The sequence below is a fragment of the Mycobacterium sp. NGS39 genome (genome assembly GCF_059812765.1).
In genome coordinates, this window is the sequence record NZ_JCALDH010000004.1 from 259,125 (window position 1) to 279,647 (window position 20,523).

Annotated in this window: 17 protein-coding genes and 1 pseudogene; 5 read left to right on the plus strand and 13 right to left on the minus strand. The window is 65.3% G+C overall.

Annotation, left to right across the window (positions count from 1 at the left end; all coding sequences use genetic code 11):
- Nucleotides 1-31 precede the first annotated feature (31 nt).
- From AC5Y39_RS07955 to AC5Y39_RS07990, 8 genes are all read right to left on the minus strand, one after another.
- The gene (locus AC5Y39_RS07955; RefSeq protein ID WP_500016661.1) at nt 32-1,027 is read right to left on the minus strand and encodes a magnesium transporter CorA family protein; all 996 of its coding nucleotides are present in this window, start codon (nt 1,025-1,027) and stop codon (nt 32-34) included.
- A 54-nt stretch (nt 1,028-1,081) separates the two neighbouring features.
- Complete coding sequence (locus AC5Y39_RS07960; RefSeq protein WP_500016659.1) at nt 1,082-1,540, minus strand: STAS domain-containing protein; 459 nt, start codon at nt 1,538-1,540, stop codon at nt 1,082-1,084.
- A gap of 112 nt (nt 1,541-1,652) precedes the next feature.
- Nucleotides 1,653-2,093, minus strand: coding sequence for a response regulator (locus AC5Y39_RS07965; protein WP_500016657.1), 441 nt, complete (start codon nt 2,091-2,093; stop codon nt 1,653-1,655).
- Entirely contained in the window at nt 2,090-3,670 is a 1,581-nt protein-coding gene (locus AC5Y39_RS07970; protein ID WP_500017071.1) for a sensor histidine kinase, read from the minus strand. The genes AC5Y39_RS07965 and AC5Y39_RS07970 overlap by 4 nt, the downstream gene beginning before the upstream one ends.
- A 35-nt stretch (nt 3,671-3,705) precedes the next feature.
- Nucleotides 3,706-4,914 carry a PP2C family protein-serine/threonine phosphatase gene (locus AC5Y39_RS07975; RefSeq protein ID WP_500016655.1) on the minus strand — a complete coding sequence of 403 codons (1,209 nt, stop codon included), beginning with the start codon at nt 4,912-4,914 and terminating at the stop codon, nt 3,706-3,708.
- A gap of 182 nt (nt 4,915-5,096) precedes the next feature.
- Entirely contained in the window at nt 5,097-7,331 is a 2,235-nt protein-coding gene (katG, locus tag AC5Y39_RS07980; protein ID WP_500016653.1) for a catalase/peroxidase HPI, read from the minus strand.
- A 36-nt stretch (nt 7,332-7,367) separates the two neighbouring features.
- A complete protein-coding gene (locus AC5Y39_RS07985; protein ID WP_500016651.1) occupies nt 7,368-7,811 on the minus strand; it encodes a Fur family transcriptional regulator in 444 nt (147 codons plus the stop codon).
- A 74-nt stretch (nt 7,812-7,885) separates the two neighbouring features.
- Entirely contained in the window at nt 7,886-8,641 is a 756-nt protein-coding gene (locus AC5Y39_RS07990) for a glutamine amidotransferase (protein ID WP_500016649.1), read from the minus strand.
- A 100-nt stretch (nt 8,642-8,741) separates the two neighbouring features.
- Here AC5Y39_RS07990 and AC5Y39_RS07995 point away from each other — a divergent pair, with 100 nt between their 5' ends.
- A complete protein-coding gene (locus AC5Y39_RS07995; RefSeq protein ID WP_500048200.1) occupies nt 8,742-10,091 on the plus strand; it encodes an aldehyde dehydrogenase family protein in 1,350 nt (449 codons plus the stop codon).
- A gap of 256 nt (nt 10,092-10,347) precedes the next feature.
- Here the strand turns inward: AC5Y39_RS07995 and AC5Y39_RS08000 are convergent, their stop codons facing one another.
- Together AC5Y39_RS08000 and AC5Y39_RS08005 are read right to left on the minus strand one after the other, a co-directional pair.
- Nucleotides 10,348-10,965: a hypothetical protein gene (locus tag AC5Y39_RS08000; protein WP_500016645.1), complete on the minus strand. Its 618-nt coding sequence runs from the start codon at nt 10,963-10,965 to the stop codon at nt 10,348-10,350.
- 113 nt (nt 10,966-11,078) lie between these two features.
- Nucleotides 11,079-11,663, minus strand: coding sequence for a hypothetical protein (locus AC5Y39_RS08005; protein ID WP_500016643.1), 585 nt, complete (start codon nt 11,661-11,663; stop codon nt 11,079-11,081).
- A 54-nt stretch (nt 11,664-11,717) separates the two neighbouring features.
- Between AC5Y39_RS08005 and AC5Y39_RS08010 the strand changes: the two genes are divergently transcribed.
- On the plus strand, nt 11,718-12,188 hold the full coding sequence (locus AC5Y39_RS08010; protein WP_500017069.1) for a DIP1984 family protein: 471 nt from the start codon (nt 11,718-11,720) through the stop codon (nt 12,186-12,188).
- 364 nt (nt 12,189-12,552) lie between these two features.
- Here AC5Y39_RS08010 and AC5Y39_RS08015 read toward each other — a convergent pair whose 3' ends face one another.
- A complete protein-coding gene (locus tag AC5Y39_RS08015; RefSeq protein ID WP_500016641.1) occupies nt 12,553-13,470 on the minus strand; it encodes a class I SAM-dependent methyltransferase in 918 nt (305 codons plus the stop codon).
- 354 nt (nt 13,471-13,824) lie between these two features.
- Here AC5Y39_RS08015 and AC5Y39_RS08020 point away from each other — a divergent pair.
- Together AC5Y39_RS08020 and AC5Y39_RS08025 are read left to right on the plus strand one after the other, a co-directional pair.
- Nucleotides 13,825-14,097 (plus strand): annotated as a pseudogene (locus AC5Y39_RS08020) (zinc-binding dehydrogenase); the annotation flags it as partial.
- 30 nt (nt 14,098-14,127) lie between these two features.
- Nucleotides 14,128-15,099 (plus strand): NmrA/HSCARG family protein, encoded by a 972-nt coding sequence (locus AC5Y39_RS08025; RefSeq protein WP_500016639.1) that lies wholly within the window; start codon nt 14,128-14,130, stop codon nt 15,097-15,099.
- Between the two features lie 417 nt (nt 15,100-15,516).
- On the opposite strand, the gene AC5Y39_RS08030 is transcribed toward AC5Y39_RS08025, so the two are convergent.
- Nucleotides 15,517-16,452 (minus strand): aldo/keto reductase, encoded by a 936-nt coding sequence (locus tag AC5Y39_RS08030; RefSeq protein WP_500016637.1) that lies wholly within the window; start codon nt 16,450-16,452, stop codon nt 15,517-15,519.
- A gap of 602 nt (nt 16,453-17,054) precedes the next feature.
- On the opposite strand from AC5Y39_RS08030, the gene AC5Y39_RS08035 reads away from it, so the two are divergent.
- Nucleotides 17,055-18,983, plus strand: coding sequence for a serine/threonine-protein kinase (locus tag AC5Y39_RS08035; RefSeq protein WP_500016635.1), 1,929 nt, complete (start codon nt 17,055-17,057; stop codon nt 18,981-18,983).
- Nucleotides 18,984-19,382: 399 nt separating this feature from the next.
- Here the strand turns inward: AC5Y39_RS08035 and AC5Y39_RS08040 are convergent, their stop codons facing one another.
- Complete coding sequence (locus AC5Y39_RS08040) at nt 19,383-20,084, minus strand: S1 family peptidase (RefSeq protein ID WP_500016633.1); 702 nt, start codon at nt 20,082-20,084, stop codon at nt 19,383-19,385.
- Between the last annotated feature and the right edge of the window lie 439 nt (nt 20,085-20,523).

Below are 20,523 nucleotides of genomic sequence, written 5' to 3' on the forward strand. Positions count from 1 at the left end.
CAGCGAGCTCGACGCCCCTGGCGGCGTGAGCTCACAGCCAGTCGCGGCGGCGGAACATGACGTACAGCACGGTCATGAGCACGACGATCAACACGCTGCTGGCAATGAATCCCGAGACCACACCAAAGCCGGGATAGGGGACGTTTTGACCGTAGAAACCGGTGATCGCAGTAGGCACCGCGATAATGGCCGCCCACCCCGTCAACTTCTTCATGATCGTGTTGAGCCGCGCGTCTTGCAGCGACAGATTCGTCTCGAAAATCGTCGTGATCATGTCGCGCAACGACTCCGTCCATTCCGACACTCGCAGCACGTGGTCGTACAAGTCGGCGTAGAGCGGGTCGAGTTCATGGCCGGCCTGCACGTCGATCCGCCGATGCTGGATGGAGTTGACCACCTCCCGCATCGGTAGGGCCACCCGGCGCAGGTTGACCAGATCGCGGCGCATCTGGAAGGTCCGGCGCTGGAAGTTGCTCTTGCGAGCCCTGTCGTCGAACAGTTCGTCCTCGATGCTTTCGATGCAGTCGTCGAGCGCCTCGACCGCGTCGAAATGGCTGTCGACCACCACGTCGAGCAATCCGTGCACCAGAGCGCCGACACCGTATTGCTGGCCGCCGATCTCGTCCCACCGGCGGATCACCGGCTCCATGTCGAAGTCGGGTGTCAACCGCACCGTGATCAACCCCCGGGGCAGCACGAACGCGGAGATCCGATGCATCGACAACATCTGCGGCCGGTCGTTCGAGCGTGCGACGACTTGGACCGCGTAGACGGTGAAAAACGTGTGCGAGCCGTAGACCGTGGTTTTCACCCGCTCCGCGGCCGCTACGGCGTCTTCCACGGCCCAGCTGTTGAGGCCCAGTTCCTGCGCCAGCTCACACAACGCGGGATGGTCTGGATCGCAGAGGTCGGCCCATACCAGTGTGTCGGTCTCGTCGAGGTAGTCGGAGATCTTGTCGAACTCGAAAGCGTCCTGGGGTTTACCCGAACGCCACACGCGACCTTGAATATTGGGTGCTGCCTGCACCAAGCCATCTTCGCAGCCGGCCAGCTAGCCTGCCGCAGGCCGGGTGATGTGTGGCTACGCCGATTTCTTGATCAGCGGCAGCATAATCTGCCGTCGCGTCGCAATCGCGTCGGCGTAGAAGTGCAACGCCTCGTGCACGGAGGCGGCCATCGGAAGCGGTGACTCGTCGTAGAAGTCGCGGCGCGGGTCGGCGATAACGTCGCCGGGGACCAACGTGCATTCCACACCGGCCGCGAGGCACTCAGCCGCGAGCGCCGACAGAAACGAGATGCCTTCGGCGGCAAAGACTTTGATGCCAGACAGATCCAGAACAAGCGGGTCTTTGGCCAAGACGAAACGCCGAGTGTATTCCCACACGTCTTCGGCATTGCCGGCGTCGATGCGGCCCTCGATCGACACCACCGTCGCGAGGTGACGGTAGTGGGCCCGAATGTGCGCGCCGTTGCACTGGAACGCGGCATTGTCGAATTGCGACGTGCCGCCGAAAGCCGACGTGATGATTGTGGCGGTCATCAGCGGACCCCATTCTCGATGCGGTTATTTGCCGCAACGCTAATGCGGAAAACTAAGGTGAGCAGCAGCAGCGTCTAACTGCTTGCTAAGAAATGACTCCCGCGACAGCCCTTCACCGCTGCGGGAGCCGCACGACTTGGACGAAGAACTCGTCGATCTGGCGCACTGCGTTCATGAACTGGTCGAGATCGACCGGCTTGGTGACGTAGGCGTTGGCGTGCAACTTGTAGCTGCGCAGAATGTCCTCTTCGGCCGACGACGTCGTCAACACGACGACGGGGATGTGGGTGAGGTCAGGGTCGGACTTGATCTGCTCCAGCAGTTGGCGTCCGTCGTACTTCGGCAGATTCAAGTCGAGCAGGATCAGGTCGGGCCGCGGCGCATCCCCGTAGGGACCACGCCGGTAGAGGAAGTCCAAACCTTCCTCGCCATCGTGGGCCACATGAAGATTGTTCTTGATCTTGTTGTGCTCGAACGCTTCTCGCGTGATCAGCTCGTCGCCGGGATCGTCTTCGATCAGCAACACGTCGATGGGTCGACCAGCCGTTGTCATTGCGGTGTTCCTTCCGGGGCGGCCGCGGCCAACTGGTCCACGGTTTCGGTCATGATGGGCAGGGTGAAGCAGAAGCGCGTTCCGGCGGTGTAGGACGTGTCGATCCAGATGTCGCCGCCGTGGTACTCGACGATCTTCTTGCACAGCGCCAGCCCGATGCCGGTGCCGGCGTAGGCGTCACGGCCATGCAGCCGTTGGAAGATCACGAACACCTTGTCCGCGAACTCTTCAGCGATTCCGATGCCGTTGTCGGTCACGCTGAACAGCCATTCGTCGTCGCGTTGCTCGCATTCGACGACGATCCTGGGCGCGACGTCCTCGCGGCGGAACTTTGCGGCGTTGCCGATCAGGTTCTGCCACAACATCGCCAGCAAGGTCGGATCTCCGGTGATGTGCGGCAGCCGGACCGAAGGGCGCACGATCTGCGCACCGGTCTCCTCGATCGTGGTCGCGAGATTGGCCAGGGCGGCGTCCAAAGAGGCATTGAGGTCGACGTCCGTCTGCCGCGCGTTGAGACGCCCCACCCGTGAGAAGGTCAAGAGGTCGTTGATCAGCACCTGCATCCGTTTGGCGCCGTCCACGGCGAACTGGATGTATTCCTTGCCACGCTCGTCGAGCTTGTCGCCGTAACGCTTCTCCAGCAATTGGCAGAACGACGCGACTTTCCGCAGCGGCTCCTGCAGATCATGCGAGGCGACGTAGGCAAACTGCTCGAGCTCTGCGTTGGAGCGCCGAAGCTCCACAGCCTGCTCGTCCAGCGCTTCCTGGGCAGCCCGTGACGCCTCCAGTTCGTCGACGATCCGCTGACGCATGTTCTGCACGTCGATCGCGATGCTGCGGATGTCTCGCGGCCCCCGAGGGGTGATCTTCTCGCCGAAGTTGCCCTCGGTGATCCGCCGGCACGCCGCCGCGAGCGCAGCCAACGGCTGGGTGACCGCCCTTCGCATCAACACCGCCAGCAGTATCGCCGTGAGCAAGAACGCGGCGACCAAGACCACCAAGACCCTGTCACGCCAGGCCCTTATCTGGTCCAGCTGGTGCACGCCGTCCGTGCGCACCGCGCCCAGATGGTCGTTCTGGGCGGCGAACATTGCCCGCATGCGGTCGAATTCGGCCTTGCCGCGCTCAGCGGCATCACGTTTGACCGCCGTCGCTGTGCCCGGTGTCACCTGTGCGATGAGCGGTTCGGCGTAGCGGGCGCGCCACCCGGCGGAGGCTCGTTCGATCGCATCGAGATCGGCGATCAGCTCGGGGCGATTTCCCACCTCCCGCCGAATCGCTTCGGCCGCCTCGTATTCGGCGCGTTGTCCCTCGTAATAGGGCTCGAGGAACTGCCGATCAGCGGCCAGCAGGTAGCCACGCACGGCGGTCTCTTGATCGCGCAATGCCGCTTGCAGTTGATAGGCGGCCACCCGTGCCGGCTGGATGTCGTCGATCAGCTCTCTGGACACCTGGTCGGTGCGATGCAGCAACAGGGCGACGACGACGATGCCCGCGATGACGACAACACCCATCGCCGACAGCACGATGTTCTGCCACGTCTGCACGGTGAGCTGGGATCTGCGCCGGGCGGGCATATCGGATGTCGTGCCGGGCACCGACGAGGGGGCGGTCACGCGGTCGCCCGCTCCACCCGTACCACCGCGATGTCGTCGGTCAGCCCGCCGTGCCCCTGCGCACGCTGCTCTGCCTCGTCGATGAGCGCCTCGACGAACTCCGGGCCGGGCAGCGCCGCGAGGGAGCGGGCGAGTTCGAGGAGTCCCTCCTCGCCGAGACGTTCGTTGCCTTCCCCGGAGTGGCCTTCGAAGAGTCCGTCGGTGAGCAACACAAGTCCCTTGCCGGGCGGCAGTTCGACCTGTTGGGGCTGCCAGTCGCCGGTATGCAGGCCCAGAGCCGGGCCGCCGGGCGGCTCCACCCATTCCACGGTTCCGCCGCCATGCAGCAGCATCCCGGGGTGACCGGCGCGCACCGCGGTGATCGTCGGGCTGTCGGGTGGAATGGCCAGGCTCAACACGGTCGCGAAGGTGCCTTTTCCGGCTCGTTCTGCGTGCAGGATCCGTTCCAACTGCCGCATCCGGTCGGCTCCTCGCAACCCCGTGAATGTCAATGTGCGCCAAGCGATTCGCAGTGCGACTCCGAGCGCCGCCTCGTCGGGCCCGTGGCCGGCCACGTCGCCGATCATCACATGCACGGTGCGGTCGGGGGTTTGGACGAAGTCGTAGAAGTCGCCGCCCAGTAGCGCGTTCTCGCGGCTGGGCCGGTATTTGGCGACGATGTTCACGCCGGGGTCGTCGAGCAGCAGGGGAGAGGGCAGCAGACCGCGTTCCAGCCGCGCGTTCTCCCGGGCGCGAAGCTGGCTGGCGTGCAAGTCCACCGCGGTCAGCTCGGCGCGCTTGCGCTCGATCGCATACAGCAGCGACCGTCGCAGCATCTCCGGTTCGACCCGGCCTTTGACGAGGTAGTCCTGGGCGCCTGAGGCCACCGCCGAGACGCCGAAGTGTTCGTCGATGAGCCCAGTGAGCACGACGATCGGCAAGGTAGCGTCCTGTTCGCAAATGCGGTCCAGCGCGGTGATGCCGTTGGCATCGGGCAGATTCAGGTCCAACAGCACGCAATCAGGGCGAGTGCGTTGAAGCTCCCGGCTGGCATCCGCCATGGATTTTGCCCATGACACGCGGATGTCTGCGCCGGCGTCGGCGATCAACTCCTCGACGAGCAACGCGTCGGCCCGGTCGTCCTCGACCAACAACACCGACAACGGCGAGGAAGGGTCGGCCGGATTGGCCACTGGCACCGGTTCCGGGTCATGCAGCGCGCGCATACATCATGTCCTTTACGTCCACGTCGCGGGCCGCGCTTTGACCACTCTTCGGCTGACAACGTCAGACAATACCGGCGCCGGCAAGTTGCGACGTCCACAGGTCGTCACGCCGCTTCGCCTTGCGGCAAAGACACGGCACCCCGCGAGCCGTATCGCCCGCGGGGTGCCGAGAGTCGCCCGGGTCAGCGGAGATCGAACCGATCGTTGTTCATCACCTTGACCCACGCATTGACGAAGTCGCGCACGAATTTCTCCTTCGAGTCCTCCTGTGCGTAGACCTCGGCCAGCGCGCGCAGTTGCGAGTGCGAACCGAACACCAGGTCGTTGGCGGTGGCGGTCCACTTGACCTCACCCGACGCCCGGTCGCGGCCTTCGTAGACGTTCTCCGCGTGGCCGCCCTTCCACTCGGTGGCCATGTCGAGCAGGTTGACGAAGAAGTCGTTGCTCAACACGCCCGGGCGGTCGGTGAACACACCGTGCTTGGTGCCGGCGTAGTTGGCACCCAGAACCCGCAGACCGCCGATCAGCACCGTCAGCTCCGGAGCGGTCAGGTTCAGCATGTATGCGCGGTCCACCAGCAGCCGCTCCACCTGGGTCTTCTCGTCCGGGCGAATGTAGTTGCGGAAACCGTCGGCGCGCGGCTCCAGGACCGCGAACGACTCCACGTCGGTCTGCTCCTGGGTGGCGTCGGTGCGGCCCGGCGCGAACGGCACCGTGACGTCGAACCCGGCGTCCTTCGCGGCCTTCTCCACCGCGGCGGATCCCGCGAGCACGATCAGATCAGCCAGCGAGACCTTCTTGCCGCCCTCGGCGGAACCGTTGAAGTCCTGCTGGATCTTCTCGAGCACAGGCAGCACCTTGGCGAGCTCGGCCGGCTCGTTGACTTCCCAATTCTTCTGCGGCTCAAGGCGAATGCGCGCCCCGTTGGCACCGCCGCGCTTGTCGGTGCCGCGGAAGCTCGCAGCCGCTGCCCACGCCGTCTTGACCAACTGCGCGACCGACAGCCCTGACTCCAGAACCTTGGCCTTCAGCGCAGCGATGTCCTGCTCGTCGATCAACGGGTGATCGACGGCGGGCACTGGGTCCTGCCAGACGTAGGTCTCCTGCGGCACCCACGGGCCCAGGTAACGCGAGACCGGTCCCATGTCACGGTGAAGCAGCTTGAACCACGCCTTGGCGAACGCATCGGCGAGTTCCTCGGGGTGGTCGAGCCAGCGCCGCGTGATGTCGGCGTAGATGGGGCTGAACCGCATCGACAGGTCGGTGACCAGCATGGTCGGCTTGCGCTTCTTCGACGGGTCGAAGGGATCGGGAATGATCTCCTCGGCATCCTTGGCGACGTACTGCCACGCGCCCGCCGGGCTCTTGGTCAGTTCCCACTCGTGGCCGTACAGCGTCTCCAGGAAGCTGTTGTCCCACTTCGTCGGGGTGGGGGTCCAGACAACTTCCAGGCCGCTGGTGATCGCGTCCTTGCCAACCCCGGTGCCGTAGGCGCTCTTCCAGCCGAGCTGCTGCTGCTCGATCGGCGCAGCTTCCGGCTCAGGCCCGACCAGGTCGGCGTCACCGGCGCCGTGGGTCTTGCCGAACGTGTGGCCACCGACGATCAGCGCGGCGGTCTCCACGTCGTTCATCGCCATCCGGCCGAACGTCTCGCGGATGTCGTAGGCGGCCTTGATCGGATCAGGTTCCCCTTCGGGGCCCTCCGGGTTGACGTAGATCAGGCCCATCGTGGTCGCGCCGAACGGCTCGGCGAGCTCGCGGTCACCGGAGTACCGCTTGTCGGTGCCCAGCCAGGTGTCCTCGAAGCCCCACAGCGTTTCCTCGGGCTCCCAGATGTCTTCGCGGCCGAAGGCGAAGCCGGCGGTCTTGAAGCCCATGGACTCCAGGGCCACGTTGCCGGCCAGGACTAGCAGGTCCGCCCAGGAGATCTTGCTGCCGTACTTCTGCTTGATGGGCCACAGCAGCCGGCGCGCCTTGTCGAGGTTGGCGTTGTCGGGCCAGCTGTTGAGTGGCGCGAAGCGCTGCGCGCCCTGGCCGCCGCCGCCGCGGCCGTCATGGATGCGATACGTGCCGGCGGCATGCCAGCTCATGCGGATGAACAGGCCGCCGTAATGGCCATAGTCGGCGGGCCACCAGTCCTGCGAGGTGGTCATCACCTCGATGAGGTCACGCTTGAGCGCTTCGACGTCGAGCTTCTTGAACTCCTCCTTATAGTCGAAGTCCGCGCCCAGCGGATTGGCCTTCTCAGTCTGCGCGTGCAGCACCGAGACGTCGACCTGATTGGGCCACCAGTCCTGATTCCTCAGCGGCGCATGAGCTTTCGGCTCAGGCGACGCGATCATCGGGTTTTCGCTCTCGCTCTTGTCGTGCGAATCGCCCTTCGAGTACGGCGGGCGGGCGTCGGATGTGTCGGACACAGCGTTCCTTTCGGGGTTAGGTGGATCGGGCTGTGATCACAGATGTGATCCGGGTGGTGCGGAGGTCGAGCAGTCGGGGCACAGGCCCCAGTAGATGACCTCGGCCTCGTCGAGGACGAAGCCGTTGTCGTCTGAGGCGGTGAGGCACGGCGCCTCGCCGACGGCACAGTCGACGTCTGCGATGACCCCGCAGGATCGGCAGACGACGTGGTGGTGGTTGTCACCGACGCGGGACTCATAGCGGGCGACGGAGCCCGACGGCTGGATTCGACGAATCAGGCCTGCGCTGGTGAGGGCGTGCAGCACGTCGTAGACGGCCTGCCGGGACACCTCCGGCAGCGCGCCGCGCACCGCCGAGAAGATCGTTTCGGTGTCGGCGTGGGGGTGGGCGTGCACCGCTTCCAGCACGGCGAGGCGCGGACGGGTCACCCGCAGCTCTGCCATGCGCAGCTGCTCCGTGTAATCCGGTGCCGGGGACACGCAGACAATATGGCCCCTTTTCTGGAATCAGTCAAGAGTAAGTCTGACGCCGTGTCGGGCCTGGGAGCGCCGAGTCAGCTGCGCCGCGCGTAGCGCTGGACGAATCTGCGCAAGATGGCCGGCGGATGCTTGATATTGCTTTGGCGCGCTTGGACTTTCAGCGCCTCAGCCGCATCGGGGTCGAAGTAGCCGTAGTTCTTGTAGACGTCGATCCGCGTGCACATCCCGCCGAAGTCGAGTTCGGGGTGGAACTGCGTGGCGTACACATTCCTGCCGACGCGGAAGGCCTGCACCGGGCAACCCGGCGAATAGGCCAGGCATTCCGCTCGAGAGGGGAGTGCGGTGGCCGCTTCCTTGTGCCCGCCGAAGGCATCGAACGTGTCGGGCACGTCCTCGAACAGCGGATCGCGCCGACCGGCGGGTGTCAGCATGACGGTCACGGCGCCGACGGGTTCGGTGTAGGTGCGGTCGACGGTCGCGCCGATAACTGACCCCAGCGTGCCGACGCCATAGCAGCATCCCAGGAATGGGAAGTCACGATCCACGGCTTCGGCGATGAGCGGCAGCAGTTCGGATTCGACGCGTCGTTGCGTCGGGCTCTTCGCCTCGGGCGGATCGCTGACGTTGTAGGGACCGCCGCCGAGGATGATGCCCGACCACTGGTCGAGTTGGATGTGTCCCAACGGTTGATGGGTCAGGCGGATCCGGTGCAAACCCCGCTTGTCGAGTCCGGCGAAGCGCATGATCGCGTAGTACTCGTCGTCCGCTGCTTCGTCTTCCCCGCGGATCGACAACAGCAGGAACGGGGTGTGGTCAATGTCTGGTGGCATCAGCTTCGCTCGTGAACTCGTCGTCTGCGCTCAACCTATCGACACTCGGACGTTGTGTTGATCATTCCGGCTTGGGGTAAACGAACGCGTGCCGCAGACGATGGAAGTCACAGTCCTCGACCCTCGCACGGGCGACACCGTGGCCCGAGTGCCGATCGCCGACGCCGCGACGTGTGACAAGGCCGTCGCGCGCGCCCGCACCGCCTTCGAGGGGTGGGCACGCACGTCGCCGGCTGAGAGGGCATCCGCCATCGCCAAGGCGGCCGCGGCCGTCCGGGCCGCCGCCGACGAGCTCGCGGAGCTCAACGAGCGCGAAACCGGCAAGCTCCGGGAAGATGCGCTCGGCGGGGTAGAGGCTGGCGCGGGCACCCTCGTGCAGTACTCCGAATTGGGCCCCCTGCACCGTGGGCACACGCTGCAAGGCGCCTGGGCCGCAACCGACCTGATGATCCCCGAACCGCGTGGCGTGGTGGCTGTCTTGACGCCGTGGAACGATCCGGTCGCCGTCGCGGCCGGGCTTCTGGGCGCCGCTCTGGTAACCGGAAACACGGTGGTGCACAAGCCAAGTGAGCGGTGTCCGCGTACTGGCCGACGGTTTGCCGAGTTGCTTGCCGCCCACCTGCCCGACGGCGTGCTGGAAATCGTCGACGGCGACGGAACTGTGGGCGCCCGGTTGGCGGCTGACGAGCGAGTCGATGTCGTGGCGCATGTGGGCAGCAGCGCCACGGGGCGGCAGATCGCCAAGGCGTGCGCGGAACGCGGTGCGAAGGCGCTGCTGGAGAACGGCGGCAATGACCCGCTGATTGTCGACGCCGGCGTCGAGCCGCGTTGGGCCGCAGAGCAAGCCGCGTTGGGTGCGTTTGCCAACGCAGGGCAGATCTGCGTTTCGGTGGAACGCATTTATGTGGTGGAGACCGCCGCCGATGCGTTCATCGACGCACTCGTCGCCGAGGCGCGAGCGTGGTCAGATCGGATCGGACCACTGGTAGACGAACGCCAGCGTGATCTCGTGCATCGGCACGTCACCGATGCGGTTGACCGGGGCGCGCGAGTGTTGACTGGAGGCGAACCGCGGCCCGGCCCTGGATCGTTCTATCCGCCAACGGTATTGGTGGACTGCAGGCCGGACATGCTTGTGTTCCAGGAGGAGACGTTCGGCCCTGTCGCGCCGGTCCGAGTGGTCCCGGATTTCGACGACGCGTTGTCGGAAGCCGCGAACGACCGGTACGGGCTGGCCGCCACCGTGCTGACGCCGGACATGGCCCATGCCCAGACCGCTTGGCGCAGGCTGCCGGTGGGCACGGTGAAGATCAATGCTGTTTTCGGCGGGGCACCCGGTGGCGCATCGGAACCCAGACGGGCCAGCGGCAGCGGATTCGGATTCGGGCCTGAACTGCTCGACGAGATGACCGCCATGAAGGTGGTGCACTGGTCACCGCCGGGCAGCTGACGAACTGGCGTTGAATTCGCGCGATCTGCTTGGTAGGGTCCGCCGCGTGTTTGCGCTGGCGATGCCAACTTAATTCGGCATTCCGGCGAATTTGCCATTCACCGCGTTTTCGGAGAAGTGATTGGCGGTTTGCTGAACCGGCAGTCGCGAAGCGGAGAAACGTTTGCTGGCGTGCCCACTATAAGCGCGAAGCCGGATCCTCCTGTCTTCGGTGACAGTCGGAGTCCGGCTTCGTGCTTGGTCTGAAGCTGCCGAGTCATCCGGCGCCCGCGCACCAGCCGCTGATGCAGACGTTGGCGCCGCCCGGTCCGGCGTTCGCGTCGGCACCCGGCACACTCACGTTGGCGCCACCAGGACCAGTGTTGGCATTGGCGCCCGGCGCTGTGGCGTTCACGCCACCCGGCCCGGCACTCGCGTCGGCTCCCGGCACACTGGCATTGGCACCTTCAGGACCGGCGCTCACTTCGGAACCCGGGGCGTTGGCGTTCACGCCACCCGGCCCAGCATCCGCGTCGGCTCCCGGCACACTGGCATTGGCACCTTCAGGACCGGCGCTCACTTCGGAACCCGGGGCATTGGCGTCGACACCGCCAGGACCAGCGCTGGCATTCGCGCCAGGCACGTTGGCGTTGGCGCCACCCGGTCCAGCATTAGCGTTCGCACCGGGCACATTCGCGTTGACGCCGGGCCCGCAGGGGATGCCCGCTGCGTCGTTGCAGCCAGGGGGATTTAGGACGAAGCTGCTGGTGGCCACGCCGGAGGCGTCGATCGCAGGAGCAGCCCAGGCGACCGCCGACATGGGCATGCCGGCAACCGCGGTGACGGCGGCGCCGGCGACAAACATCCGCGTAACTGACTTTTTCTTTGCTGACATGCCGTCCGGATAACCCTGTGAACAACGGCTGAAACCGACCGGCGCCATTTTCTCGCCGCTTCCGAGAAACTCCGCAATCCAGATCGGACCGTGCCCGAGAGTCGCGTTTCTAATCAACACGATTGACAGGCGTTGGGCTTGTCGAGCCACCGCTGCGCATTCGCTTCGTACTCGGCGGCGAGTTCGCGATCACGTCGTGCGGCACTGCGGTGCACTTCAGCAACGTGTATATGCGAAATGAGCTCTAGGTGATTGACAGCGTTTTTGGCGGCGGCATCATGGGCACGAGCCGCAGACTCATGGGCGTTCGCCGATCGCTCGAGCTGCCGGGCCGCTGCCAAGTGCGCTGCCGCTGCATGCCGCTGGGCCTCTTTCAGCTGCTGACGCGCGTTCTGCGCATCGATGGCATCGAGGTGCCGGGTGGGTAGTTCACTGCGCAATTGGCGTAGTTGCTCAAGGCGTTGTTGGGCCGCCTCGATTCTCATCTTCACCCGGAGCCGCTGTGCCTCCCAGTCCGTCATCCGGTCCTTCCCTGTCAAGCGCAGCGCCGACCAGCCCACAGCAAACCCTACGATACTTTCCTCGAGCATCACGTCACCAAAAAAGCAATCGTGGTCGGCGCGAAGGAAAGCCAGGCGGCCGGCAGAGGGCCACTGGCTCAAAAAGCGTTTGCTGACTGCCTCGGTCCCGGCAATCATGGTTGGTCCCACGAGAATCGGATCGCATGACTGCCACGTGAAGGGGTGAAGACTGTGAAGTTGGCGGAGGCATTGTCGCTGCGGGCGAACGCGGTGCGCCGTATCGAACAGTTGCGCGCACGCATCGTGGGAAGCGCGCGTTATCAGGAGGGCGAGGAACCGGCCGAGGATGCTGCGGCCTTGCTCGCTGAAGTCGATGGCGTGCTGAACGAGTACGAAACGCTGATCCGGCGAATCAACCGCACGAACGCGGCCACGACGATAGGGGCGAACGAAACGCTGACCGACGCGTTGGCTCGCCGGGATGCGCTGCGTTGGCGTCATCATGTTCTGAACGCCGCCGCGGACGCGGCCGCGGGCAACAATCAGCAGGGTTACTCGCGGCAATTGCGGTCAGAGTTGAAGATGCTGTCGGCGTTGCCGGTTGCCGAGTTGCGGGCCCAAGCCGATCAGGTGGCCCGAGAACTTCGTGAACTGGACGTGCGGATTCAACGCTCGAACTGGGAGGTAGACCTACTGGACTGACAGCATGCGAGGTCGCAGCAGGTAGTCGTCGCGGAGGCGTGCACAAGCCCCTGACCGGCGGGCCAAGCCGGTCTCCAGGCGCACGGAGGGCAGTGCAGAGGGTTCAACTCCCTCGTCACACCGCAGCCCCGCATCGCGCACAGGTGACAGAGCACGACGCACAGCACATCACCACGTGCAGATCCGCGAAGACGAGGGCGGGCACGGGGCACGCACCTCGCGGCAGGCAAACGGATCAGCCCGGCGAACCGCGAAAAAGGGCAGAGAGGCGACCGAAATGCGTTGTGCCGACACTCTTCTCGGAGATGTTAAGCCTCTCTGCGCGGATCGGCGGGGTAGTACGGCATGTCGGGATCCACGTCCGTCAGTTGCCGGCGCGGCCATTGGGCTTCGCGCCTTTGACAGCTCTGACAAGTGAATTGGAGCGAATCATTTGAGCGGCTTCCGATTCTGGTCCCGGCAAGGCACGGCCGGCCTGCTGCAACAATTCACTAAGCGGTGTGGTGATGGCTTTCCATCCCCGCGCACCGAACCACTGCTCTGCGGGTGCACACTGCTCGTTGTAGATCAAGGTGAAGAAGGTGCCGTCCTCGCCAGCAGCTCGCTCGGCGGCCTTGGCTGCTTCGAATGCCTGCTCGGGCATCGGCTCGCCTTCTTCGACCGCGACATGGCTGCCTGGGGCGGACAACGCGTCCATGCCGGAGAAAAGGCGCTCCTGCGCAGTCGCGGGCAGGTAGATCAGCAATCCCTCAGCCAAGAACGCTGACGGCGCAGAAGCCTCGAATCCGTTGGCACACAATACATCCGGCCAGTCTTGGCGTAAGTCCACAGCAATCTCGCGCCGCTCGGCGTTCGGTGATGCACCGCGCTCGGCGAGCACCTCGCGTTTGAACTCCAGCACCCGCGGCTGATCCAATTCGAAGACCACTGTCCCGTCCGGCCAGCTCAGCCGGTAGGCCCGCGAGTCCAAGCCGGCCGCGAGAATCACCACCTGCCGCGCCCCGTCGGCGGCCGCCTCGCCGAGATAGCGATCGAAATAGCGGGTCCGCGCGGCCTGAAAGTCGATGAAGTGTCTGCCGAACTCGGTGTGCAACTTGCTGTCGGCGCGGCCGTCGACAACATCGGCCCAATGGCCACCCACCGCCCGGCAGAACACTTCGGCATATGGGTCGACGGCGAGCGGATGAGCCTTCTTGGCTTCCAAAGCCCTTGCCGCGGCAACGAAGAGCGCTGTCGAACCCACGCTTGTGGTGATATCCCAGGTGTCGTCGTCGGTGCGCATGCTCCGAGGGTACCGGTGACCGGCATCATCCAGATTGAGCCCATATCAACGCGAAGAGGGTTGCCGCAAAAGACGAGTCCGATTGCGCTGCGGCCAGGCAGGTGCTGCGCGACGAGGTGTTCGGGCGCTCGTCGTATCGGCGCGCAACTGAGATCTGGCGGAACGAAATCAGGCATGCGCGCGCCAATTGTGCCGAGTCACCTCCACCGCCAAGCAACGTGATGCCGACCGGCTGCGTGACCACGCCGCCGACCGACTCGTGGACTACATCGACTACACGAAGTCCCGGTCTCGGTCGAGGGCGCACCCTTCGACGTCGTCCTCAACCTCGTTTCCACCACTGACGAACAGACCGAGGCGCTGATCGGCGTCGTCGCCGACGGCGGTTTCCACGTCGGCACGATGGTCTTCGGGCCGCAGAACCCCGAGCGCAACGTCCGGTCGCAGCGAGTCTTCGTGCGCAGCGACGCCGCCCAACTGGCCGAACTGGTGCGCCGCGTCGACGACGGACAGCTGCGCATCGAGGTCGCCGACCGCCGCCCGCTCGCGCAGGCCGCGGCCGTGCACGACGAATCCGATGCCGGCCGCCTACACGGCAAGACCATCCTCGTGCCCGCCGGCCAGTAGCCGTACCCACCGACACCTCAAGAGATTGGAATGACCATGTTCGAGCAGAAGCTGATCGCCGTCGTGGGAGGTATCGGATCGCAGGGCGGTGGCCTCGTCCGAGCCATCCTTGACGACCCCGCACAGCAATACCGCGTGCGCGTTCTCACGCGCAGCGCCGGCTCCACGAAAGCCCGCGACTTGGCCGCCGCAGGCGCCGAGATCGTCGAGGGCGACCTCGACGACGGGGCGAGCGTGCGCGCAGCGTTCGACGGCGCCGACGGCGCGTTCGTCGTCACCAACTACTGGGCTGAACGCTCCGCCGACGAGGACGCCGCACGAACCAGGGCCGACATGGAACTTCAGCAGGCCGACAACGCCGCGCTGGCAGCCAAGCAGGCCGGCGTCAGCCACGTCATCTGGTCGACACTGGAAGACACCCGCGAGGTCTTGGGCGCTGACGACCAGGTGCCGACCGTCGATGAGCGCTACAAGGTGCCACACTTCGACGCCGAGGCCGAGGCCGACGCCTTGTTCCGCGAGTACGACGTCCCGACGACCTTCCTTCGCACGACGTTCTTCTTCGAAAGCTTCGCCGGCGGCGTCGGCCCCACCCGGGCCGAGGACGGCACGCTGCAACTGACCCTCCCGATGGCCGACCAACCGCTGTCGGGGATCGCCGTCGCCGACATCGGCAAGACCGCGTTGGGCATCTTCAAGCGTGGCGCAGAGTTGATCGGCCAGACGGTGAGCATCGCCGGTGATCACCTGACCGGCGAGCAATACGCGTCGGCGTTCAGCGACGCCTTCGGCGAACCGGTAACCTACCGACCCATAAGTTGGGAACAATTCCGCGCGCTGGGTTTCCCCGGAGCCGTCGAGATGGCCAACATGTTCCAGTACTACGCACAGAACTCGGCACGCTTCGTCGGCGATCGGGACCTAGCCGCGGTGCGCGAACTCAATCCGGCGCTGCAGTCGTTCCGCGATTGGCTCGCCCACGCCGGTCTTCAAGGCCCCTAGTTAGGCCGGCCATGGCACGGCGACTTCCTATTGCCGCAACCCATCGATGACGCGTTTAGCGTATGGCGTGCGCGTGAGTTGAAGGTTGAAGGTGGCACGAGCGCAGCGCTGCTCGCGCAGCGGGGTGCGCCCTCTATAGACAATCTGGCTCCGGAAGGGATCTGCGACCTACCTGACGCCGCCAAGGGCTTACCGGCGTATTCATCATCGTCGTCGGCGAACGAAAACCGTTGCACTGCAGGGTAATACGACGAACCTTACCGGTAATCCGCCATATTCGATCCCGCCGTATTCCCTCGTCGCAAGGGACATCACACAATCAAACTTGCCGCAGCATGTCGCAAGTGAAATGGGTTCAGGCGCCGCAGTGGAGAAGTGTTGAACGGTCGCCGGTTCCCCTCGGGTATGTGGTCGCATTCAGTCCTGGCGGTGCGGCGGCGAGGTGGTCGGGTGTGCGGGGATCGCGTCGAGCGCGGCGAGGGCCTTTTCATCGAGGGTGATCGCTCCGGCAGCGAGGTTCTCCTCCAGGTGGCGTGCGCTGGCGGTTCCGGGGATGAGTAGCGTCTGGGGGCTGTGGTGCAGCAACCAGGCAAGCCCGACCTGTGCCGCGGTGCATCCCAGGCGCTCGGCGACGGCGAGTACGGCCGCCTCGTCAGTGACCTTCGCCATACCCGGCATCGCGCCGCCCAAGGGGAAGTAGGGCACCCAGGCGATCTGCTCTGCCTCGCAGAGGTGGAGCAGGTCCTCGTCGTCGCGGGCCACGAGGCTATAGAGGTTCTGCACACACACGATGCCTGCGGGCAAGGCGCGACGCAGTGTGTCCATGGACACGCTGCTGAGCCCGATCGCCCCGATCTTGCCTTGCTCGCGTAGCGCGATCAGCTCGGCGATCTGGTCGTCGATGTCGACCGCCTGGTCGTCGGGGTAAGGAATCGTCACCCCAGTGTCCATGCGGCGCAGGTTGACCACCGGGATCTGCTCCAGGCCGAGTGAGGCAAGATTGTTCTCGACTTGGGCCCGCAGTTCCTCGGGGCGCTGGGCCACCTTCAGCGGGAATGGACCGCCGGGGTCGGAGACAGCGCCGACCTTGCTGACGACCACGACATCGTACTGGGATCGCAATGCCTCACGGATTAGGCCGTTGACGAAGCCATCGCCGTAGAACTGGGCGGTGTCCACGTGGTCTACGCCGAGGTCGAACGCTCGGCACAGCAGGGCGACAGCTGCGGCGGGCTCGTCGTGCAGCCGTTCCAGCTGCATCGCGCCGTAACCGACGCGTGAGACCGTACGGCCGGCCAGCTGACTGGTGCCACCGGGGCGCGGAGTGTTATTGAAGGCATTTCCCGATGTCATGGTTATCTATTCTCTCTGAGACCGGACCGGTCGGTCAGGGTAGGCGTGATTCATCCGATGAAAATGGCGAGAGATACCGGTAACTCGCCATATTCGACTCCGTCGTATTCGGGTGGTACGCCGGGCGGGGGACTGAGGTTGATGATCTGCGCTCGGGCGTGTGCTTGCCGTTGAGCCGGTCTCGTTGGGGTGGGGGAGCGGCGTTTGCCGACCCGGTTGCACGACGTGCGATGGCGGAGGCTGTGACAAGGTTCCTGTGGGTGGGTCTTAGTGCAGGTGGTCGACTAGTGAGCCTCGCTCGCCGAAGAGTTCGGTGGTCCAGTGCGCGAGTAGGGGGCGCCTCGTGGGCGGCGAGCAATTCGAGACAGGATATGAGACGAACTGGCCTGCGCATTTGCGGCGGGGGAGCGGCGTGTTTGCGGCGTCTCATTTCTACTTACTTCTGAACTACCGCTGACTTCCCGACGGGCGCTCCGTACAAGCTCGGAGCAGCAGGGGGCGCAACCTCCTTGACGGGGTGCACATGGCCGGGCTCACTGTCCCCTGTGTGAACCAGTTCAGGATCCGGTCCCATGAGCGAACGCGCCTGCCACACTCAAAGCGTGCAAATCACCGAGATCGCGGGGTACCGCGTCATCCGTCAGCTCGGTGCGGGCGGGATGGGGCAGGTGTTCCTCGTGCAGCACCCGCGCCTACCGCGGCAGGACGCGCTGAAGCTGCTCGACGCCGGGGTCTCCCGCAACGACGACTTCAAGGTGCGGTTCCAGCGCGAGGCGGACCTGCTCGCTCAGTTGAGCCACCCGAACATCGTCACGCTGCACGACCGCGGCGAGTTCGAGGGCCGGCTGTGGATCACGATGGAGTACATCGACGGCACGGACGCCTCGGAGTTGCTCAGGGTCGACGGTCCGCTGGACCCCGACCTTGCGGTCCAGCTGGTAGGTGCCGCGGCCGCGGCGTTGGACCACGCCTGGCGCAAGCAACGCGTGACGCACCGCGATGTGAAACCCGCGAACATTTTGGTCGCGATCGACGAGACCGATGGGGCGCCGCAGATTGAGTCGGTGAAGCTCGCGGATTTCGGCATCGCCAAGGCCGCCGGTGAGTCCACCTCTTTGACGTCCACCGGGATGACCATCGGGACGATGCAGTACATCTCGCCGGAGGCGATCGAGGGCGAGGAGGTCGACAACCGGTCGGACATCTACTCCCTGGGCTGCACCGCGTTCCACCTGCTCACCGGGAAGCCGCCGTTCACGGGAACCTCGATCGCCTCGGCGATGTCCGCGCACCTGACCAAGCCGGTGCCGTCCATCACCGCAGTCAACCCGCGTCTTCCGGAGGGTATGGACGCGGTCTTCGAACGGGTGCTGGCGAAGAGCCCTGACGACCGTTACCAGTCCTGTGCGGAGTTCGTCACCGCGCTGCAGGAGGCGGCTGGCGGCGAATTTGCAGCGTTCGCGCCGACCATGGCAGCGGTCACGCAGCCGTCGAACGAGCCGACGCAGGTGCGGAAGGTCGCAGCGAAGGCCTTGCCGCGACCGCAGTCGAAGTCTCGGACGGTGCCTATCGCCGCGGCGGTGGTGGCGACGGTCGCAGTCGCTGCGACGGCGGTCGGCATCTACGTCACCCGTGGTGGGAGCGATGAAGCCGCGGCGCCGGCGGCGAAGACGGCGGAGACTTCGACAACAACCGTCCCCCCGGTGAGCGCGCCGCCGTCATCGGCGCAGGCTGCGCCGCTGCCCGACAACCCATCACCAAACGCAGGCTGCCCAGGCACCGCCACCGGTCACCACGACCTAGAGCATCCGTATTTGGGCCGGATGCGGGTTTTCGTCATCCCCCAGACACCGTCGTACGGCGCCGCGGTCGGTGACGGCGCCTGCATCTCTGCTGTGACCGCTGCCGGCTCGGTTCTCATGCCGATTTCCGTCAAGTTCGGCTACGGATTCGAGTTTGCTGAGCCAGCGACCGATAGCACCGGCAATCTCTTCATTCGCTACCACGGCGGCGGAGCTCACGACCCTGCAATGGTTCTGGTGTTGGTCCCGACCGCACAGGGGTTCAGGACAATCGGTGAGGACATGCTCGACACCGAGCTGATCGGTCCCGGCGTCGACGGCCGATACGTGCTTCGCGAACACCAGAACGACTGCACACCTTCGTGTGCCAACGGGACATGGACCGACAAGGACTTGCATTGGGGCGGAAGCGGTTACGTCGGGGAGGACAAGTCGGCAACGCCCGCAGTCACTTCGACCCGCACCGTGGTGACGACGACCACCAGTGCCCCCCTCCTGTACGAAGGCAAGCCATGCACCCCGGCTGAGTCCGGCGATGTATCACCAGATGGCACGTTGTACTGCAGCATGGAGACGGGTTCGTGGAGAGACAAGACCCACCAGAGTCGGCCGGCGGTCCAGGTCGGGTCGGCGTGCAGCGAGCCCGGGGCGCGCGCCCGTGTCGTGCAGACCGACGGGATCGCCACTTGCAAGGCAGACCCGAACGGCGATTTGGCGTGGGGCTGGTGAGCGCCCCGGCTGGCTGAGGTCGGCGTGTACACCGAACCGCCGGGCTGACGACCTACTCCGCTAAGCCCAAATCCATCTCGGCCCGCGTCAGGATGCGCAGCTCGCCGCGTGCCTCCTGCTTCCTCAGTGCTCACTGCTTCTCGGCCGACAAGGTCTCGAAGTACTCCGCTGCGACCACGAGCGAGCCGGGCACTGGACCGAAGCCGGGCGTCGGCGGCGGGTGCACGTCCGGGCAGTCGGCCATGCAGCAGCCGCACTGCGAGTAGCGCGAGCGATTGATCTCCGCGTCCGCCGACCCTCTATGGATCGACGGCTCCACGCACCGGCCGTCCGGGGTGCCGGTGATCGGTGCGGGGACAGTCGCAGAAGTCGGTGCCCGCCGCGTCGCACATGGCCCTATCAATTCCCTGCATCGACGTACGCCTCGATGGCGTCGACAGCATGCTTGATGTCGTAGACGATCACGATTCCCGCGTTGGTAGGCACCGTCAGACCTAGGTTGCCCTGCGCCGCGGCCCCCGCGATCTCGACGTCGATCCGGTGCTGCCAGTACCCGCTGATCACTCCAAGTACGTGCCACGTCGAGCCGATCCCACCAGCCTCGGCGAACACCAGCGGGCCGCCCGAGAAGCCGGGGAGATTGTGGCCGTCGATGATCCAGGCGGTCACTCCGTCGATATTCGCCCGCTGTGACACGATTCCCCGCCTCACCGCGGGAAGCCGGCCCATCAGGGGCAGAGTGCTCGGCAGCGGGTAGCCCAGGAAGAACGCCTCCTGGCTCAGGGCCACACCGTCGGCCGACGGCACCAGCGTCATGTTGTCGAGGACGATCTTCTTACCGCCGAGGTCGAACACCGCGATGTCAGGTCCCCGCTCGACCAGGGGCACAGGCACCAGTTCACCCAACAGCTGACCGTCGATACCGTTCTCGCCAGTGAGCGTGAGGGCAGCTGAGCTGTTCTTCACCGCAGCGTCGGCCACGTGCTTTGCGGTGATCAGCCACTGGCGCTCGCGGCAGTTGATCACGAAGCACGATGCGGCTCCACCGGCGAACTCCACCTTGAACGTGCGCAACCAACACTGAGCTGGAACGACTGCCATGGGCAGAGCGTATGCCGCGCCGCCGACGTTTCGGGCCTCGCGCACCAGGACCTGGCAGTCTCAGAACTATGGAAACGAGACGGGGTCGTGTGTCGGCAGGGCGTCGCTATCGACGTGAGGGTGGTCCCCAGTTGAGGTTGTGGCGCTGCTCGGACTCAAGCATGTCCGCGATGTCATCGCTGCGCTGGAACCGCGGCCGGAGGATGCGGAAGGCGGTAGTGGCGGCGGAAGGCGGTAGTGGCCGCCAGATTGAGTGAGAAAGTGACCGCAGGTCGCCGACCGCCAGGTTGATCGCGAGAACCGCCAGATGCATTGAGACCGGAACAATCGGCACGAACACAAGTGGCGATTCATCTGATGCGATATGCAGTGGTTTACTGGTAACCCGCCGTATTCGATTCCGTCGTATTCAGCACCGATGCCGGCCGCAATCGCTCCG

What these genes read in the sequence shown, in the direction of transcription:
- AC5Y39_RS07960 (WP_500016659.1), bottom strand. Translation starts at nt 1,540, where the DNA reads ATGACCGCCACAATCATCACGTCGGCTTTCGGCGGCACGTCGCAATTC.
- AC5Y39_RS07965 (WP_500016657.1), bottom strand. Translation starts at nt 2,093, where the DNA reads ATGACAACGGCTGGTCGACCCATCGACGTGTTGCTGATCGAAGACGAT.
- AC5Y39_RS07970 (WP_500017071.1), bottom strand. Translation starts at nt 3,670, where the DNA reads ATGCCCGCCCGGCGCAGATCCCAGCTCACCGTGCAGACGTGGCAGAAC.
- AC5Y39_RS07975 (WP_500016655.1), bottom strand. Translation starts at nt 4,914, where the DNA reads ATGCGCGCGCTGCATGACCCGGAACCGGTGCCAGTGGCCAATCCGGCC.
- AC5Y39_RS07990 (WP_500016649.1), bottom strand. Translation starts at nt 8,641, where the DNA reads ATGCCACCAGACATTGACCACACCCCGTTCCTGCTGTTGTCGATCCGC.
- AC5Y39_RS07995 (WP_500048200.1), top strand. Translation starts at nt 8,742, where the DNA reads ATGGAAGTCACAGTCCTCGACCCTCGCACGGGCGACACCGTGGCCCGA.
- AC5Y39_RS08000 (WP_500016645.1), bottom strand. Translation starts at nt 10,965, where the DNA reads ATGTCAGCAAAGAAAAAGTCAGTTACGCGGATGTTTGTCGCCGGCGCC.
- AC5Y39_RS08005 (WP_500016643.1), bottom strand. Translation starts at nt 11,663, where the DNA reads ATGATTGCCGGGACCGAGGCAGTCAGCAAACGCTTTTTGAGCCAGTGG.
- AC5Y39_RS08015 (WP_500016641.1), bottom strand. Translation starts at nt 13,470, where the DNA reads ATGCGCACCGACGACGACACCTGGGATATCACCACAAGCGTGGGTTCG.
- AC5Y39_RS08025 (WP_500016639.1), top strand. Translation starts at nt 14,128, where the DNA reads ATGACCATGTTCGAGCAGAAGCTGATCGCCGTCGTGGGAGGTATCGGA.
- AC5Y39_RS08030 (WP_500016637.1), bottom strand. Translation starts at nt 16,452, where the DNA reads ATGACATCGGGAAATGCCTTCAATAACACTCCGCGCCCCGGTGGCACC.
- AC5Y39_RS08040 (WP_500016633.1), bottom strand. Translation starts at nt 20,084, where the DNA reads ATGGCAGTCGTTCCAGCTCAGTGTTGGTTGCGCACGTTCAAGGTGGAG.